The sequence below is a fragment of the Aeromicrobium sp. Root344 genome (assembly GCF_001425755.1).
GTDB lineage: Bacteria > Actinomycetota > Actinomycetes > Propionibacteriales > Nocardioidaceae > Aeromicrobium.
Genome location: NZ_LMDH01000001.1, coordinates 3,680,389 through 3,694,426, shown reverse-complemented (window position 1 = coordinate 3,694,426; position 14,038 = coordinate 3,680,389). Strand labels below are relative to the sequence as shown.

Here is a 14,038-nt window from a genome sequence, read left to right as displayed (position 1 = left end):
GGCAGCTCAGTGGGTGCGTACGACCTCGTCGATGGCACCCGAGGCGCCGCCGAACTCGTCGGCGACCTCGCCGCTGACGTCGTCGTGACCTGCGAGGCTGGCGTCCGCCTCGGCGAGCAGCCGGCGCCCGGAGGCGAGCACGGCGATCGCGACGAGCACCGTGATCGCGCCGATGGCGAACGGCACGTGCACGTTGAAGTGCTCCACGAGCTTGCCGGCGGCGAACGGGGCCAGGCCGCCGCCGATGAAGCGGACGAAGCCGTAGGCGGCTGACGCCACCGGACGCTCGACGGGAGAGACCGTCATGACGGCCTGTGTCATCAAGGTGTTGTTGATGCCGATGAAGATGCCTGCGGCGATGACGCAGCCGATCATCAGCACCTGGCTCGTCGGGCTGATCGCCATGACTGCGAGGTCGATCGCGAACAGGCCGAGCGAGCCGTAGAGCGAGGCGGCCGTGCCGAATCGCCGCTGCAGCCACGGCGCCCCGATGACGGAGAAGAACGCGACCAAGACTCCCCAGCAGAAGAACACCCAGCCGAGCGCCGTGATCGACAGGCCCATCGGGAACGGGGCGTAGCCGAGCATCGTGAAGAAGCCCCAGTTGTAGAGCAGCGCCGTGATGCTCATCGTGAGCAGGCCGCGATGCCCGAGAGCCCTCAGCGGCGCGCTGAGCGACGTCCGGTGCTCGGGCTTGGGCGTGGCCGGCAGCAGGAACACGGTGGCGACCAGGGCGATCGCCATGAGCGCCGAGACGCCGTAGAACGGGCCGCGCCAGCTGATGTTGCCGAGCACGCTGCCGACGAGCGGCCCGGCGGCAATGCCCAGGCCGAGCGCAGCTTCGTACAGGATGATGGCCCCGGCGAAGCCGCCTCGGGCACTGGCGACTATCGCGGCCAGCGAGGTGGCGATGAACAGCGCGTTGCCGAGGCCCCAGCCGGCGCGGAACGCGACGATGCCCGAGATCGTGTCGGTGGACCCGGCGAGGGCGGCGAACGCGACGATGATGACGAGGCCGGTCAGCAGCGTCCGCTTGGCGCCCAGGCGGCTCGACACCCAGTTGGTGACGAGCATGGCGACCGCCGTCACGACGAGGTAGCTGGTGAAGAGCAGCGTCACCTGGCTCTCGGTCGCGTCGAGCTGGGTCTTGAGTGCCGGCAGGATCGGGTCCACGAGGCCGATGCCCATGAACGAGATGACGCAGGCGAACGCGACCGCGTAGACGGCCTTGGGCTGCTTGAACAGGTTGGTGGTGTCAGACGACATGGAGCTCCGTGACGTTGTAGAGGGCAGGAAGTGCTGCCTCGACGGCAGCGAGCTCGTCGGGGGAGAGCCCCGCGAGCCGGTCGATGATGATGGCGTCCTGAGCGGCCCGGCGCCGCTCGAGCACCTCGCGACCGTGCGGCGTGATGTCGATCAGGGCTGCGCGCCCGTCCCGAGCGTCGGCCTTGCGGCTCACCAGGCCGCCGGCCTCGAGGCGCTGCACCAGTCCGGTCATCGCCGGCTGGGTGACGGCCTCGCGCTCGGCGAGCGTCGTGATCCGCATGGCGCCTTCGCGCGACAGCCACGACAGCGTCGACGCCGCCGTACGGCTGAGGGAGTCGGTGCGGGTCGAGCGGAGGAGGCCACCCGCGAACTCACGGAGGGCCTGGGCGAGATGGTCAAGATCAGGTTGCGCCATGCAACCAAGTGTATGACGCAGTTATGCAACATTCAACTTGTGGTCGTTGCGTACGGCTCAGTGCCGGCGCAGGGCGTAGAACACAACACCGACCGCGACCACGATCGCGCCGACCACGATGGTCGAGGCGGGCAGGCTCAGCGCCAGGGTCGCGCAGCCGACGAGGCCGAGGGCGGCGACGAGGCGGGGCACGACGGCACGACCGAGCGTCCAGGCCGAGGCGTTGGCGATCGCGTAGTAGATCAGCACGCAGAACGACGAGAACGCCACACTGGTGACGAGGTCGCCGAAGCAGACCAGCGCTGCGACCACGACCGCGACGGCGATCTCGGCAACGTGCGGCACCCGCGTGCGTACGCTCACCGCTGCGAGGCCTCGCGGCAGGTGGCCGTCGCGAGCCATGGCGAGCGTCGTGCGGGAGACGCCGAGCATCAGTGACAGCAATGCCCCGCCGGCCGCCAGGGCTGCGGCGACCAGCACGAGCGGCACGAGCCCGTCGGCGTCGACCGCCTCGACACCGGAGACGAACGGACGCACCGAGTCAGCCAACCCGGCGGCACCGAGGACGTGCAGGAGGGCGAGTGCGGCGGCGGTGTAGAGCGCGAGCACGAGGATGAACGTCACCCCGATCGCGCGGGGGATGGTGCGGGCCGGCTCGCGCACCTCCTCGCCGAGCGTGGCCAGCCGGGCGTAGCCGGCGAATGCGAAGAACAGCAGGCCCGCAGCCTCCAGCACACCACCGGACGAGGTCGGCAGGTCCGGACTCGATGCGGCACTGCCGGAGGACATGGCGATGACGGCGACAACCACGATCGCGACAACGCCCGCGACCAGCGGGAGGCTGACGGCGGCAGACTTCTCGACCCCCGTGAGGTTGACTGCGGTGAAGACGGCGACGGCAGCCAGAGCGCCGAGCCGGGCATGATCGGGCCACAGGTAGCTGCCCAGCGCGAACGCCATCGCTGCGCACGAGGCGAGCTTGCCGGCGATGAACGACCAGCCGGCCACGTAGCCCCACAGGGGCCCCAGCTGCTCGCGTCCGTAGACGTAGGTGCCCCCGGCGACAGCGTGCCGGCGAGCCAGCCGCGCCGACGAGATCGCGTTGCAGGCGGCGACCACGGCAGCCATGGCGAGGGCGACGAGCAGCCCGTCGCCGGCCGCGGAGACCGCGGGCGGGAACACCACGAACAGGCCGGCGCCGATCATGGCGCTCATCCCCACGGCCACCGACCCGACGAGTCCCAGACGTCGATCGAGCGGGGCGGTCATGTCAGAGGTCGTAGTCGATGACCAGGGGAGCGTGGTCGGACCAGCGCTCGGCCCAGCTCGGTGCCCGGTCGACCACGGCCTCGTGGGCGGCTGCGGCGAGCTCGGGGGTCGCGATCTGGTAGTCGATGCGCCAGCCGGTGTCGGTGTCGTAGGCCTGACCGCGCATCGACCACCACGTGTAGGGCCCGTCGACGTCGCCGGCCAGGGTGCGGTGCACGTCGACCCAGCCGAGCTCGCCGAAGTAGCGGTCGAAGTAGGCGCGCTCCTCGGGCAGGAACCCGGCCTTCTTGACGTTGCCCTTCCAGTTCTTGATGTCGCGCTCGGTGTGGCCGACGTTGAGGTCGCCCGTGACGACGCCATGGTTCCCCGTGGCCCGGATCTCGGCCAGGCGTACGGCCATCTGCTCGAGGAACCGATATTTGTCGTCCTGGCGCGGCGTGCCGGCCTCGCCGGAGTGGACGTAGGCCGACACGGCTGTCAGCGTCGTGCCGTCGGACAGCGGTACGTCAGCCTCGATCCAACGGCCCGAGTCGTGGAAGTAGTCATCGCCGTTGCCGACGCGGAACTCGGTGGGCTCGGCGCGGCTGAGCACGGCGACACCTGCGCGCCCCTTGGCGGCGGCCTCGGCGTGGACCACGTGATAGCCGGCGTCTGCAGTCAGCTCCCGCACGATCTCGTCGGGCGCGCGGACCTCTTGCAGGGTCACGATGTCGGCGCCCCGCTCGGCGAGCCAGTCGCCGAATCCGAGGGTCTGCCCTCTCGTCTTGTTGTGGGCGGCGCGGATGCCGTTGACGTTGACGGTGGCGATACGAAGCACGGGGCTCACCCTAGTCGGCGGCCCCGACGGTTCGGACCGCGTGTCAGCTGGCGGCGATGAGTGCTGTGACGACAGCCAGGAGCGCCGGTACGCCCTGGATCGCGGCGGCGCGCGCGAACGCCTTGCCACCGCTGGTGATCAGCACGAGCGCGGCGGCGAGCATGCTGCCGCACGCGAAGACGATCAACGTCCAGCCGATGGTGTCGTGGTCGTCCGAGACCGCGACGTACGCGATGCCGACGAAGGTGCCGATCGCGAGGAAGAGGTTGTAGAAGCCCTGGTTGTAGGCCAGCGAAGCCGTCGTGTCGGCGTCCGCCTGCGACGCCAGCCCGAACGTCTTCCACGTCTTGGGCTTGCGCCAGTCGAGCGACTCCAGCTTGAAGAACAGCACGTGCAGGAGTCCGGCGATGCCGGCGAGGATCAGCGCGAGAGCGGTCATGCCCTGCAACCTAGCGGCTAGAACTCCTCGTGGGTACGAGGATCGCCACCGATCCGCTGCCCGGTGTCGAGCGCTGCGATCCGCTCGAGGTCGTCGGCATCGAGCTCGAAGTCGAAGATGTCGAGGTTGCTGCGGAAGCGCTCGGGCGTCGCCGACTTCGGGATCGGGGCGGCACCGATCTGGGTGTGCCAGCGCAGCACGACCTGGGCGGGGGACTTGCCGTGCCTCGCGCCGATCTCGGACAGCACGGGGTTGTCGAGCAGGTCACTGCCACGGCCGATCGGCGTCCAGCTCTGCGTCACGATGCGGTAGCCCTCGTCGGCCGCTCGCTGCTCGGCCTGCGGGAAGTAGGGGTGCAGCTCGACCTGGTTGACCGCCGGCGCCACGCCGGTCTCGGCGACGAGGCGGCTGAGGTGCTCGGGCAGGAAGTTGGACACGCCGATCGAGCGCGTGAGGCCCTCGTCGCGCAGCGCGATCATCGCCTGCCACGTCTCGACGTACTTGTCGATGCGGGGGAGCGGCCAGTGGATCAGGTAGAGGTCGACGTGGTCGAGGCCCAGGCGCTCGAGCGATGCGGTCAGCTCGATGCGCGGACCCTGCGAGCCATGGGCGTGGCCCGGCAGCTTGGTCGTGACGAACAGCTCGTCGCGGGAGACCGGCGAGTCGGCGATGCCGCGGCCCACCTCGGCCTCGTTCTCGTAGCGGGTCGCGGTGTCGAGCAGTCGATAGCCCGTGTCGATCGCCTCGACGAAGATCTGCGGGTCCTTGATCGAGTAGGTGCCGAAGCCGAGCAGCGGCATCTGGCGTCCGTCGTTGAGCTCCACGAGAGGTGCGGTGTCCATGCGTCCAACGTTACGTGGTGTGGATCAACTCACCTGTTGGGCGGCGGCGCGGCCGGCGGCGCGGCCGCTGAAGATGCAGCCGCCGAGGAACGTGCCCTCGAGCGAGTTGTAGCCGTGCACGCCGCCGCCACCGAACCCGGCGACCTCGCCGGCGGCATAGAGGCCGTCGACAGGAGAGCCGTCCGTGCCGATCACGGCGGAGTCGAGGTTGGTCTCGAGCCCGCCGAGGGACTTGCGGGTCAGCACGTGCAGGCGGACGGCGATCAGCGGGCCCTTGCTGGGATCGAGGATCTTGTGCGGCGACGCGACGCGGATGAGCTTGTCGCCGCGATAGCTGCGGGCCTGCTTGAGCGCGGCGATCTGCAGGTCCTTGGTGAACGCGTTGTCGAGCTCGCGATCACGCTCGGCGACCTGACGGCGTACGTCCTCGACGTCGACGGGCGCCTCCGGCGTCAGGGCGTTCATGCCCGCGACGAGCTCCTCGATCGTGTCGGCGACGATGAAGTCCTCGCCCTTGGACTTGAATGCCTCGACGGGCCCCGTGGCGCCCTTGGCCAGGCGTTGCTTGACGAGCTCGCGCACGCTCTTGCCGGTGAGGTCGGGGTTCTGCTCCTGGCCCGAGAGGGCGAACTCCTTCTCGATGATCGCCTGGGTCAGCACGAACCACGAGTGGTCGTACCCGCTCTGGCGCAGCAGCTTGAGCGTGCCGAGCGTGTCGAATCCGGGCAGCCCCGGGACGGGGAGCCGCTTGCCGGCGCCGTCGAGCCAGATCGACGAAGGACCGGGGAGGATGCGGATGCCGTGCAGCGGCCAGATCGGGTCCCAGTTCTTGATGCCCTCGACGTAGTGCCACATGCGGTCACGGTTGATGTGGCTCGCTCCGGCCTTCTCGGCGATACCCAGCATGCGGCCGTCGACGTGGGCCGGCACCCCGGAGATCATGTGCTCCGGGGGAGTGCCCAGACGTTCGGGCCAGTTGGCGCGTACGAGCTCGTGGTTGCCGCCGATGCCGCCCGACGTCACGATGACGGCCTGCGCGGTCAGGGTGAACTCACCGATCGACGTACGGGACGTGGGGGCGGCACGTTCGGCGTCGGAGGGCTCGAGGACCTGTCCGCGTACGCCCGTGACGGCGCCGTTGCTGACGATCAGCTCGTCGACCTGGTGCCGGAACGCGAACTGCACGAGGCCCTGGTCGTGTCCGGCGCGCACGAGCTTCTCGAACGGCTCGACGATGCCGGGGCCGGTGCCCCACGTGATGTGGAACCGGGGGACCGAGTTGCCGTGGCCGCTCGCCAGTCCGCCACCGCGCTCGGCCCAGCCGACGACCGGGAACACGCTGTGACCGCGCTCCTTGAGCCAGGCGCGCTTCTCGCCGGCAGCGAAGTTGACGTACGCCTCGGCCCACTGCCGCGGCCAGTGGTCCTCGTCGCGGTCGAACTGGGCGCTGCCCATCCAGTCCTGCATCGCGAGCTCGACCGAGTCCTTGATGCCCATGCGGCGCTGCTGAGGGGAGTCGACGAAGAACAGGCCGCCGAACGACCAGAACGCCTGGCCGCCGATGCCCTGCTCGCCCTCCTGGTCCACGAGGATGACCTTGCGGCCGGATTCGACGAGCTCTGCGGTCGCGACGAGGCCCGCGAGGCCCGCTCCGACGACGATGACATCAGCATCCATGACGGAGATTGTGTCGTACGGGGGTGGGTGGTGCCGCCGAGGCGTCCGGTCAGGCCGTCACATACCACGGATTCTCGCGTGAGATGCCTTCCGTGACAGGCGTGAAATGTCTGTCGTATAGGACTCTTATGGGTCTAGATTCAGGCCTAACACTCATCGTTGGGAGATAAATTCTTATGGCCACTGACTTCAAGTCTCTGGGCAAGTTCGAACAAGGCGCGCTGATCTCTGGCGGTGTCGCCATCATCCTGTCGTTCTTCGGCAGCTACGTCACGGCGTCGTACGACGGACCCGGGGGCAGCGCGATCAGCGCTTCGGCCGGCACCAACGCCTGGACGAGCTATGCCACGTTCGGCGTGCTGCTGATCATCGCCGCCACGGCGATCGTGGCGGTCAAGGCGTTCGCCAAGGAGAACCTGCCTGAGGGCGTTCCGTGGAGCCTTGCCGCACTGGTGGCCGCCGCCGTCGGCACGTTGCTGCTCATCCTGCGCGCGGTGTTCCCGGGCGACCCGAACCTTCCGGGTCTGGACGTCGGACCGGGATGGTCGGGTTACCTGCTGTGGATCGCCGGCATCGCCTTGACGGTCTTCACGTTCCTCTCCTTCAAGGAGTCGGGCGAGAAGATCCCGGAGATCAACAAGAAGGACACGCCGCCGGCCCCGCCTGCCGCGTGACTCTCTGAGCTCAACGACGAAGGGCCCGGCTCCGGCCGGGCCCTTCGTCATGTCCCGCGGCCCTACTGGCTGATGGTGCCCCGGGTCAGCGCGCGGAAGCTGTAGACCTGCATCAGGAGCGACACCGGGACCGAGACCGCGATCCCGACGACGAGGGCGTACGAACCCAGGCTGCCGATGACTCCGATGAGCAACACGGAGAGCAGCGCCAGGCCGAGGTGCTCACGCACGAGCCGGAAGCTGGCCTTGATCGCCTCGATCGTGCGCAGGTCCTGGTCGAGCACGAACAACATCGTGAACGAGGCGAAGAAGCCGAACGCGAGCCCCGGCAGGAAGCACAGCACGAAGCCGACCAAGGTCGCCGCGCCCAGCGTGAGGAGCGTGACGATGATCCGCCCGAGCCTGCGGGTGTCGTACAACATCGCGTAGGTCGGCGGGGTGCCGTCGGCGATCGCGAGGGCCACTCGCTGGAGGTTGGCCTGCAGCACCGAGGCCGGGATCAACAGCACGAAGAAGACCCCGATCGCGATGGCGATGTGGACGAACACGCGGCGGATCTCGGCATCGGACATGTCGTCGCCGTGCAGCATCAGGTCGAGGTAGAACACGAAGTACGCGACGTAGAACGCGATCAGCAGCAGGAGCATCGGCACCATGCCCAGGACGAGCACCTTCCAGTGCTCGGTGAACTTGCGCCAGCTCCAGCTCAGCATCTCGCCGATCTGGTACGGCTCCTGGGACGGCTGGTACGGCGGTCCGTGGCCGGGAGATGGTGGTTGGTACGGCGGCTGGCCCGCAGGCGGCTCGGTCATGGCCCAGAGATTAGCCGTCGCGAACGGCGACGACAGGGGAACGCGCTAGGACGTGAACGGCGGCCGGTGGTCAAGGCGTACGGACTGGCGTCCGGCCCAGCGCCACAGCCGGGCCGTGACGTCGCGGTCCTCGTCGGTGACGAAGTTGCCCATGACCCGCAGGGCGAACGTCATCAGGCGATGCGAGCGCATGCCGACCGGGCCGGCGGTCGGCAGCAGCCGCGGCACGGTGATCAGACCGGCGAGGCGGCGGGCGATCGAGAACGCCTCGCCGTAGTGCCTCGTGAGCAGCGCAGGCCAGGCGTCCTGCAGGTCGGTGTGCGTACGCATGAGCTCGGCACCGACACGCCCGGTCTCGAGGCCGTAGTCGATGCCCTCGCCATTGAGCGGGTTGACGCAGCCGGCGGCATCGCCCACCAGGATCCAGTTGGGGCCGGCGACCCCGGAGACGGCGCCACCCATGGGCAGCAGCGCGCTGGTGGGCATGCGCAGCTCGCCGCTCAGGTCCCACTCCTCGCGGCGCAACGTGGCGTAGTACTCCATCAGCGGGCGGATCTGCAGCTCGGCCGGGCGCTTCGCGGTGGCGAGCGCGCCGACGCCGAGGTTCACCTCGCCATCGCTCAGCGGGAAGATCCAGCCGTAGCCGGGAAGCAGCTCGTCGTCCTCGCCCCGCAGCTCGAGGTGCGAGGAGATCCAGGGGTCGTCGCTGCGGCCCGACTTCACGTAGGAGCGACCGGCCACGCCGTACGCCGTGTCTCGGTGCCACTCGCGGCCCAGCACGCGACCCAACGGCGAACGTACGCCGTCGGCGACGACGAGCCGGTCGCACTGGATCGTGTGCGGTGTGCGGTCCTTGCCGAGCTGGAACGTCACGGCGACGACCCTGCCGGAGGCGTCACGCTCGGCGTCGACGGCACGGGCACCCTCGAGCGGCGTCGCGCCGGACTCCAGCGCGACACGAAAGATCTTGTCGTCGAGCTCGGTGCGGGGGACCGCAGAGCCCCAGTCGGGCAACGAGCCGCCGGGCCAGGGGAGCAGCAGCTCCTGACCGAAGCCAGCGGCACGCAGCCCACGGTTGGTGCCGTGGCCGCGTACCCACTCCTCGAGGCCCAGCCGCTGAAGCTCGGCGATCGCTCGCGGCGTCAAGCCATCGCCGCAGGTCTTGTCGCGGGGGAACGTCGCGGCGTCCGCGAGCACGGTGTCCATGCCGAACCGCGCGGTCCAGGCAGCTGCTGCCGCTCCGGCGGGGCCCGCGCCGACGACAAGCACGTCGGTGCGGGTCGGCAGCTCAGCGGTCATGCATCGATTCTCCCAGAGGTGTCCGCACTGGCAGGATGGGCCCATGACTTCTGCCGCCACCTCGGCCCAGCCGGACCGCGAGATCCACTACGCCTCGCGCGGCTCGTCCTACTTCGACGTCATCCTGGCGCTGTTCTGCGTCGTGCTCGTGGTCTCCAACATCGCGGCGACGAAGTCGACGGAGTTCATCTCGGGTCACGACGTGTCGCTCGGCCCGGTGCAGGTGCTGCCGATCATCTCCGACGGCGGCGCGATCCTGTTCCCGCTGGCCTACATCCTCGGCGACGTGATCTCCGAGGTCTACGGGTTCAAGGCGGCGCGGCGGGCGATCCTGGTCGGCTTCGGCACGGCGATCCTGGCGTTCGCCACGTTCTTGGTCGCGATGAAGCTGCCCGGTGCGAGCTTCTACGAGAACCAGGACGCGTTCGAGAGCGTCGTCTGGTCCGGTGTGCAGATCGTCGCGGCCTCCCTCATCGCGTACCTGACCGGCCAGTTCCTCAACTCGTACGTGCTGGTGCGGATGAAGGCCCGCAGCGCGGAGCCGGGGTTGTGGCGCCGGCTGATCGGCTCGACGGGGGTCGGTGAGGCGGCCGACACGTTCATCTTCTGCGCGATCGCTGCGTCGGCGATCGGCATCTCCACGGGCGGCCAGTTCGTCAACTACTTCGTCGTCGGGTTCGTCTTCAAGTGCGCCGTCGAGATCGTCGTGAGCCCCCTGACGATGCTGGTCATCAACGCCCTGAAGCGCCGCGAGCCGACGTATTGGGTGTGACGGTTTACCAAGAGGTCAGGGCAAACAGCCACTCCTCAAGGGTCGTGAACCCTGCGAGGTGGCACCTTGCCCTGACCTCTTGGTAAACCACCAGCCGGGTCAGCGGTAGAACCGGGCGAGGAACTCGGCCTTGAACTCGGCGAACGTGCCGGCCTCGAGGTGCGTACGCATGTCGTCGACCAAGCGCACCGTGAACCGCTCGTTGTGGATCGTCGCGAGGGTCGCCGCGACGTACTCCTTGGTCTTGAACATGTGGTGGAGGTACGCCTTGGAGTAGTGCGCGCACGTGTAGCAGTCGCACTCCGGGTCGATCGGCCCGAAGTCGCGCCGTGACGCCGCGACGTTGAGGTTGTAGCGACCGGTCATGGCGTACACGCGTGACGAGCGCGCCACCCGTGACGGCGAGACGCAGTCGAACGTGTCGCAGCCGTTCTCGACGGCGGTGAACAGGTCGTCGGGCTCGCTGATGCCGAGCAGGTGCCGGGGCTTGTCGTCGGGCAGCTCCTCGTTGACCCAGCGCACGATCGTGCCGAGGTTCTCCTTCTCGATCGCGCCGCCGACGCCGTAGCCGTCGAAGTCCAGCCCCACGAGTCCGCGAGCGGCGGCGCGCCGCAGGTCCTCGTGCTGAGCACCCTGGACGACGCCGAACAGTGCCTGTGCGGGCTTGTCGGACCGCTCGTCGGCGAGCCTCTGGTGCTCGACGACGCAGCGCTCCGCCCACGCCTGCGTGCGCTGGATCGACTCCTCCTGGTAGCCCCGGGAGTTCATCAGCGTCGTCAGCTCGTCGAACGCGAACATGATGTCGGCGCCGAGCTGGTGCTGGATCTGCATCGACACCTCAGGGGTGAACCGGTGCTTCGACCCGTCGAGGTGCGACGTGAACGTGACACCGTCGTCGTCGACCAGGGCGAGCCGGTCCTTGCCCTCGGCTATGACGTCGTCGGCCTCGACTCCCTTGGCGTCCATCGACAGCGTCTTCTTGAACCCGGCGCCGAGCGAGAGCACCTGGAACCCGCCGGAGTCGGTGAACGTCGGCCCGGGCCAGTTCATGAACGTGCCGAGGCCGCCCGCCTCGTCGATGATGTCCGCACCAGGCTGCAGGTAGAGGTGATAGGCGTTGGCGAGCAGCGCCTGGGCGCCGAGGTCGGCCATCGCCTCGGGCAGCACGGCCTTGACCGTGGCACGGGTGCCGACCGGGATGAAGGCCGGCGTGCGGATCTCGCCGTGCGGGGTCGAGATCGTGCCGGTACGCCCGAGGGCGCCTTCGAGCTCCTTGCCGACGGTGAACACGTCCGCCATCCAATCAGGTGAACAGATCGGTGACGCGTACCGCTCCGGCCAGCGCGGCGAGCGTGAGCAACAGGAAGATGGTGTTCCACACCGCAGCCGGCAGGATCGTGAGACGGGCCAGGATGTCCGCGTCGGTCGTCCGCGTGCGTACGCGTCGGCGATGCGCCCACAGGTCGAGCGTCATCCGCGGCGCAGCGACCAGGAGGAACCACGCGAACGCCAAGGCGGCGAAGTCCTGCACGCGTTCGGGCGCCTGCCAGATCAGCAGGCCGACGGCGACGCCGCTGAGGCCGACCACGACGAGGCCGAACCAGTTGCGGATGTACAGCAGCATCAGTGCGAGCGTGGCCAGCCCGGCATACAGCGCCCACGGGGTGTGACCGTGTTCGATGAGCAGCACCGAGCCGAGCCCCAGCGCAGCCGGGGCGAGATAGCCCGCAGCCGCGGTCGCGATCATGCCGGCACCCCGGGGCTTCCCGCTGGATACGGTCAGCCCCGAGGTGTCGCTGTGCAGGCGTATGCCGTTGAGGCGCCGGCCCGTGAGCACCGCGACCACGGCATGCCCCGCCTCGTGCACGAGTGTCACGAGGTGGCGGGTCGTGCGCCACACCGATGGCAGCACGACCAGCGCCAGGGCTGTGGCGACGGCGGCCCACTGGGTGTCCAGGACGGTCAGCCGGCCTGTCGGTCCACGAGCTCGACCCGCGTGGCGTCGCGCTCCGACGCACCCATCGCGGCGGCGACGCGGTGGTGCACCGCGCCCTCGCTGTGACGGCTCTGCCGGTCGAGGGTCAGGCCGAGCGCGGTCTGCGCCCACATGCTCGTGGGCTCCAGCTCGACGAGCGTGCGGAACGCCTCCTCGGCCAGCGGGAGGTGCGCCGCGGCGAAGTGTGCGCGGCCCAGCAGCTCCCAGGCGGCGGAGTTGCCCGGTTCGGCTTCGACGACCTTGCGGAGCACGCGAGCGGCGTCGCGCGGGAAGCGCGAGTCGAGCAGGTCCTCGCCGTAGCGGAACGCGTCGAACAGCTCGAGCGACTCGATCTTCTCGTCGCTGATGTTCGGGGTCATGTAGATGGTCATGAAGCCTCCTTCCAGGGCGTCGGCGGGGTCAACGTCGCCATGACGGGGTTCATTCCGTCGGCTCGGTCGTCTCGGTGGGCGCGGGTGTCGGGGTGGTCGCCGACGGTGTGGGGGTCGGTGTGGTGGCACTCGGCGTCGGGGTCGTGGTCGGCGCGGTGGTCGTCGGTGTGGTGGCCGGCGTCTTCGTCGGGTCGCTCGGTTTCGGGCTGCCCTTGTCGCCGCCGAACGTGTCGCCGATCGTCGTGCCCTTGGAGCCGTCGAGCGTACGGTCGGCCACCAGCTCGTACGTCGTGATGGCGGCGAGTGCCAGGGCCAGCACGACGACAGTCGTCACGATGATGGTCTTCCAGTGCAGCCGCGGCGCCGGCTCGTCGGGCACGAACTCGGCGCGCTCGACGGGGGCTTCTTCGCCGGCCTGGTCGATGGTCTCGGCGATCTCGCCGTCCTCCTCGACGCGGCGCTGGATCACCGTGCCGGTGGCGGTGGTGACGAGCAGGGTGCGGCCCTTGTCGAGCGTACGGGCGTAGAGCGCCGACGTGACGGTGACGGTCGCGCTGCCCAGCGCGGCGCCCACCAAGGTGCCCGCGACGCCCAGCCGCGAGGCGATCCAGGCGGCCGTGACGGCGGCCAGCACGCTCGCGGCGAGCTGGAACCAGGAGACCTCACCCAGGAATCCGCGACGCTCAGACATACCGGCCAGCCTAGGGGGCGGAGCCGAATACCTCTGATGCCAGTGATTCCACGTCGTCGAGCCAGGTCGCGCGCTGCTCGTCGGTCGAGTCGCTGACGGGGCGCAGGACGCGGCGGGTCACGCGAGGGCCGCCGAGGTAGGGCGCGACGCAGCGGCCCCAGATCGAGGCCAGCGGGTCGTGGTAGAGCTCGCGCTCGCGTTCGTCCGTGGTGTCCGAGGTGTTGACGACGAACAGCTCGGCGATCGGGGCGAGCGGTTCGGGATGGCCGGTCGCGTCGGCGAGGCGGTAGGCGACGCCGGGTACGACGACGCGGTTGATCCAGCCGGTCAGGATCGCCGGCGGCATGCCCCACCAGTTGGGGTGCACGACGACGAGGCCCTCGGCGACGCGGAGCTCTTCACGGTGCAGCGCCACCATCGGGTCGTTCTCGCGAGCGAGGACCGACTCGATCGTCTCGCCGCTCGTGTGTGACTCCTCGGCGGTCAGCACGGGGTCGAACAGCTCGGCGTAGAGGTCGTGCGAACGTACCTCGTGGCCGAGATCGAGCAATCGGTCGCCGATCCGCTCGGCCAGCGCGTGGCAATAGCTCGTGGTTCGCGGATGGGCCAGCAGGAGCATCACGGTCGCCATGGATGACGATTCTGGCAGCCCGGGCGACGCTGTGTCGGGCGATCGGGCGTGTCATCGGCCTGTCTGC

Annotated in this window: 16 protein-coding genes; 2 read left to right on the top strand and 14 right to left on the bottom strand. The window is 69.3% G+C overall.

Annotated elements, in window-relative coordinates; translation table 11 throughout:
• Positions 1-6: 6 nt before the first annotated feature.
• From ASC61_RS18315 to ASC61_RS18285, 7 genes are read right to left on the bottom strand one after another with little or no spacing between them, the layout of a single operon-like run.
• Entirely contained in the window at positions 7-1,266 is a 1,260-nt protein-coding gene (locus tag ASC61_RS18315) for an MFS transporter (protein ID WP_056214565.1), read from the bottom strand.
• Positions 1,256-1,681 carry a MarR family winged helix-turn-helix transcriptional regulator gene (locus tag ASC61_RS18310; RefSeq protein WP_056214563.1) on the bottom strand — a complete coding sequence of 142 codons (426 nt, stop codon included), beginning with the start codon at positions 1,679-1,681 and terminating at the stop codon, positions 1,256-1,258. Before ASC61_RS18310 ends, ASC61_RS18315 begins: the two co-directional genes overlap by 11 nt.
• Positions 1,682-1,738: 57 nt before the next feature.
• Positions 1,739-2,950, bottom strand: a complete 1,212-nt coding sequence (locus tag ASC61_RS18305) for an APC family permease (protein WP_056214560.1) — start codon at positions 2,948-2,950, stop codon at positions 1,739-1,741.
• 1 nt (position 2,951) lies between these two features.
• Complete coding sequence (locus ASC61_RS18300) at positions 2,952-3,767, bottom strand: exodeoxyribonuclease III (protein WP_200935482.1); 816 nt, start codon at positions 3,765-3,767, stop codon at positions 2,952-2,954.
• 43 nt (positions 3,768-3,810) lie between these two features.
• On the bottom strand, positions 3,811-4,206 hold the full coding sequence (locus tag ASC61_RS18295) for a DUF1304 domain-containing protein (RefSeq protein ID WP_056214554.1): 396 nt from the start codon (positions 4,204-4,206) through the stop codon (positions 3,811-3,813).
• A gap of 17 nt (positions 4,207-4,223) precedes the next feature.
• Entirely contained in the window at positions 4,224-5,048 is an 825-nt protein-coding gene (locus tag ASC61_RS18290; RefSeq protein ID WP_056214551.1) for an aldo/keto reductase, read from the bottom strand.
• A gap of 24 nt (positions 5,049-5,072) precedes the next feature.
• Positions 5,073-6,725 (bottom strand): FAD-binding dehydrogenase, encoded by a 1,653-nt coding sequence (locus ASC61_RS18285; protein WP_056214549.1) that lies wholly within the window; start codon positions 6,723-6,725, stop codon positions 5,073-5,075.
• A 176-nt stretch (positions 6,726-6,901) separates the two neighbouring features.
• Here ASC61_RS18285 and ASC61_RS18280 point away from each other — a divergent pair, with 176 nt between their 5' ends.
• On the top strand, positions 6,902-7,399 hold the full coding sequence (locus ASC61_RS18280; RefSeq protein WP_056214546.1) for a hypothetical protein: 498 nt from the start codon (positions 6,902-6,904) through the stop codon (positions 7,397-7,399).
• A 62-nt stretch (positions 7,400-7,461) separates the two neighbouring features.
• Here the strand turns inward: ASC61_RS18280 and ASC61_RS18275 are convergent, their stop codons facing one another.
• Entirely contained in the window at positions 7,462-8,211 is a 750-nt protein-coding gene (locus ASC61_RS18275) for a hypothetical protein (RefSeq protein ID WP_056214544.1), read from the bottom strand.
• A 45-nt stretch (positions 8,212-8,256) separates the two neighbouring features.
• The gene (locus ASC61_RS18270) at positions 8,257-9,510 is read right to left on the bottom strand and encodes a geranylgeranyl reductase family protein (protein ID WP_056214540.1); all 1,254 of its coding nucleotides are present in this window, start codon (positions 9,508-9,510) and stop codon (positions 8,257-8,259) included.
• A gap of 43 nt (positions 9,511-9,553) precedes the next feature.
• Between ASC61_RS18270 and ASC61_RS18265 the strand changes: the two genes are divergently transcribed.
• Positions 9,554-10,282, top strand: coding sequence for a queuosine precursor transporter (locus ASC61_RS18265; protein ID WP_056214537.1), 729 nt, complete (start codon positions 9,554-9,556; stop codon positions 10,280-10,282).
• Positions 10,283-10,381: 99 nt separating this feature from the next.
• Here the strand turns inward: ASC61_RS18265 and tgt are convergent, their stop codons facing one another.
• Genes tgt through ASC61_RS18240 form a run of 5 tightly spaced genes read right to left on the bottom strand, consistent with a single transcriptional unit; the run spans position 10,382 to position 13,971 of the window.
• Entirely contained in the window at positions 10,382-11,581 is a 1,200-nt protein-coding gene (tgt, locus tag ASC61_RS18260; RefSeq protein ID WP_056214535.1) for a tRNA guanosine(34) transglycosylase Tgt, read from the bottom strand.
• Positions 11,582-11,585: 4 nt separating this feature from the next.
• Positions 11,586-12,239 (bottom strand): M50 family metallopeptidase, encoded by a 654-nt coding sequence (locus tag ASC61_RS18255; RefSeq protein ID WP_268750632.1) that lies wholly within the window; start codon positions 12,237-12,239, stop codon positions 11,586-11,588.
• 5 nt (positions 12,240-12,244) lie between these two features.
• Positions 12,245-12,649, bottom strand: coding sequence for a tetratricopeptide repeat protein (locus ASC61_RS18250; protein ID WP_157439554.1), 405 nt, complete (start codon positions 12,647-12,649; stop codon positions 12,245-12,247).
• Between the two features lie 49 nt (positions 12,650-12,698).
• Positions 12,699-13,340, bottom strand: a complete 642-nt coding sequence (locus ASC61_RS20160; RefSeq protein WP_056214533.1) for a hypothetical protein — start codon at positions 13,338-13,340, stop codon at positions 12,699-12,701.
• 10 nt (positions 13,341-13,350) lie between these two features.
• Positions 13,351-13,971: an NAD(P)H-dependent oxidoreductase gene (locus ASC61_RS18240; protein WP_056214530.1), complete on the bottom strand. Its 621-nt coding sequence runs from the start codon at positions 13,969-13,971 to the stop codon at positions 13,351-13,353.
• Positions 13,972-14,038 lie beyond the last annotated feature (67 nt).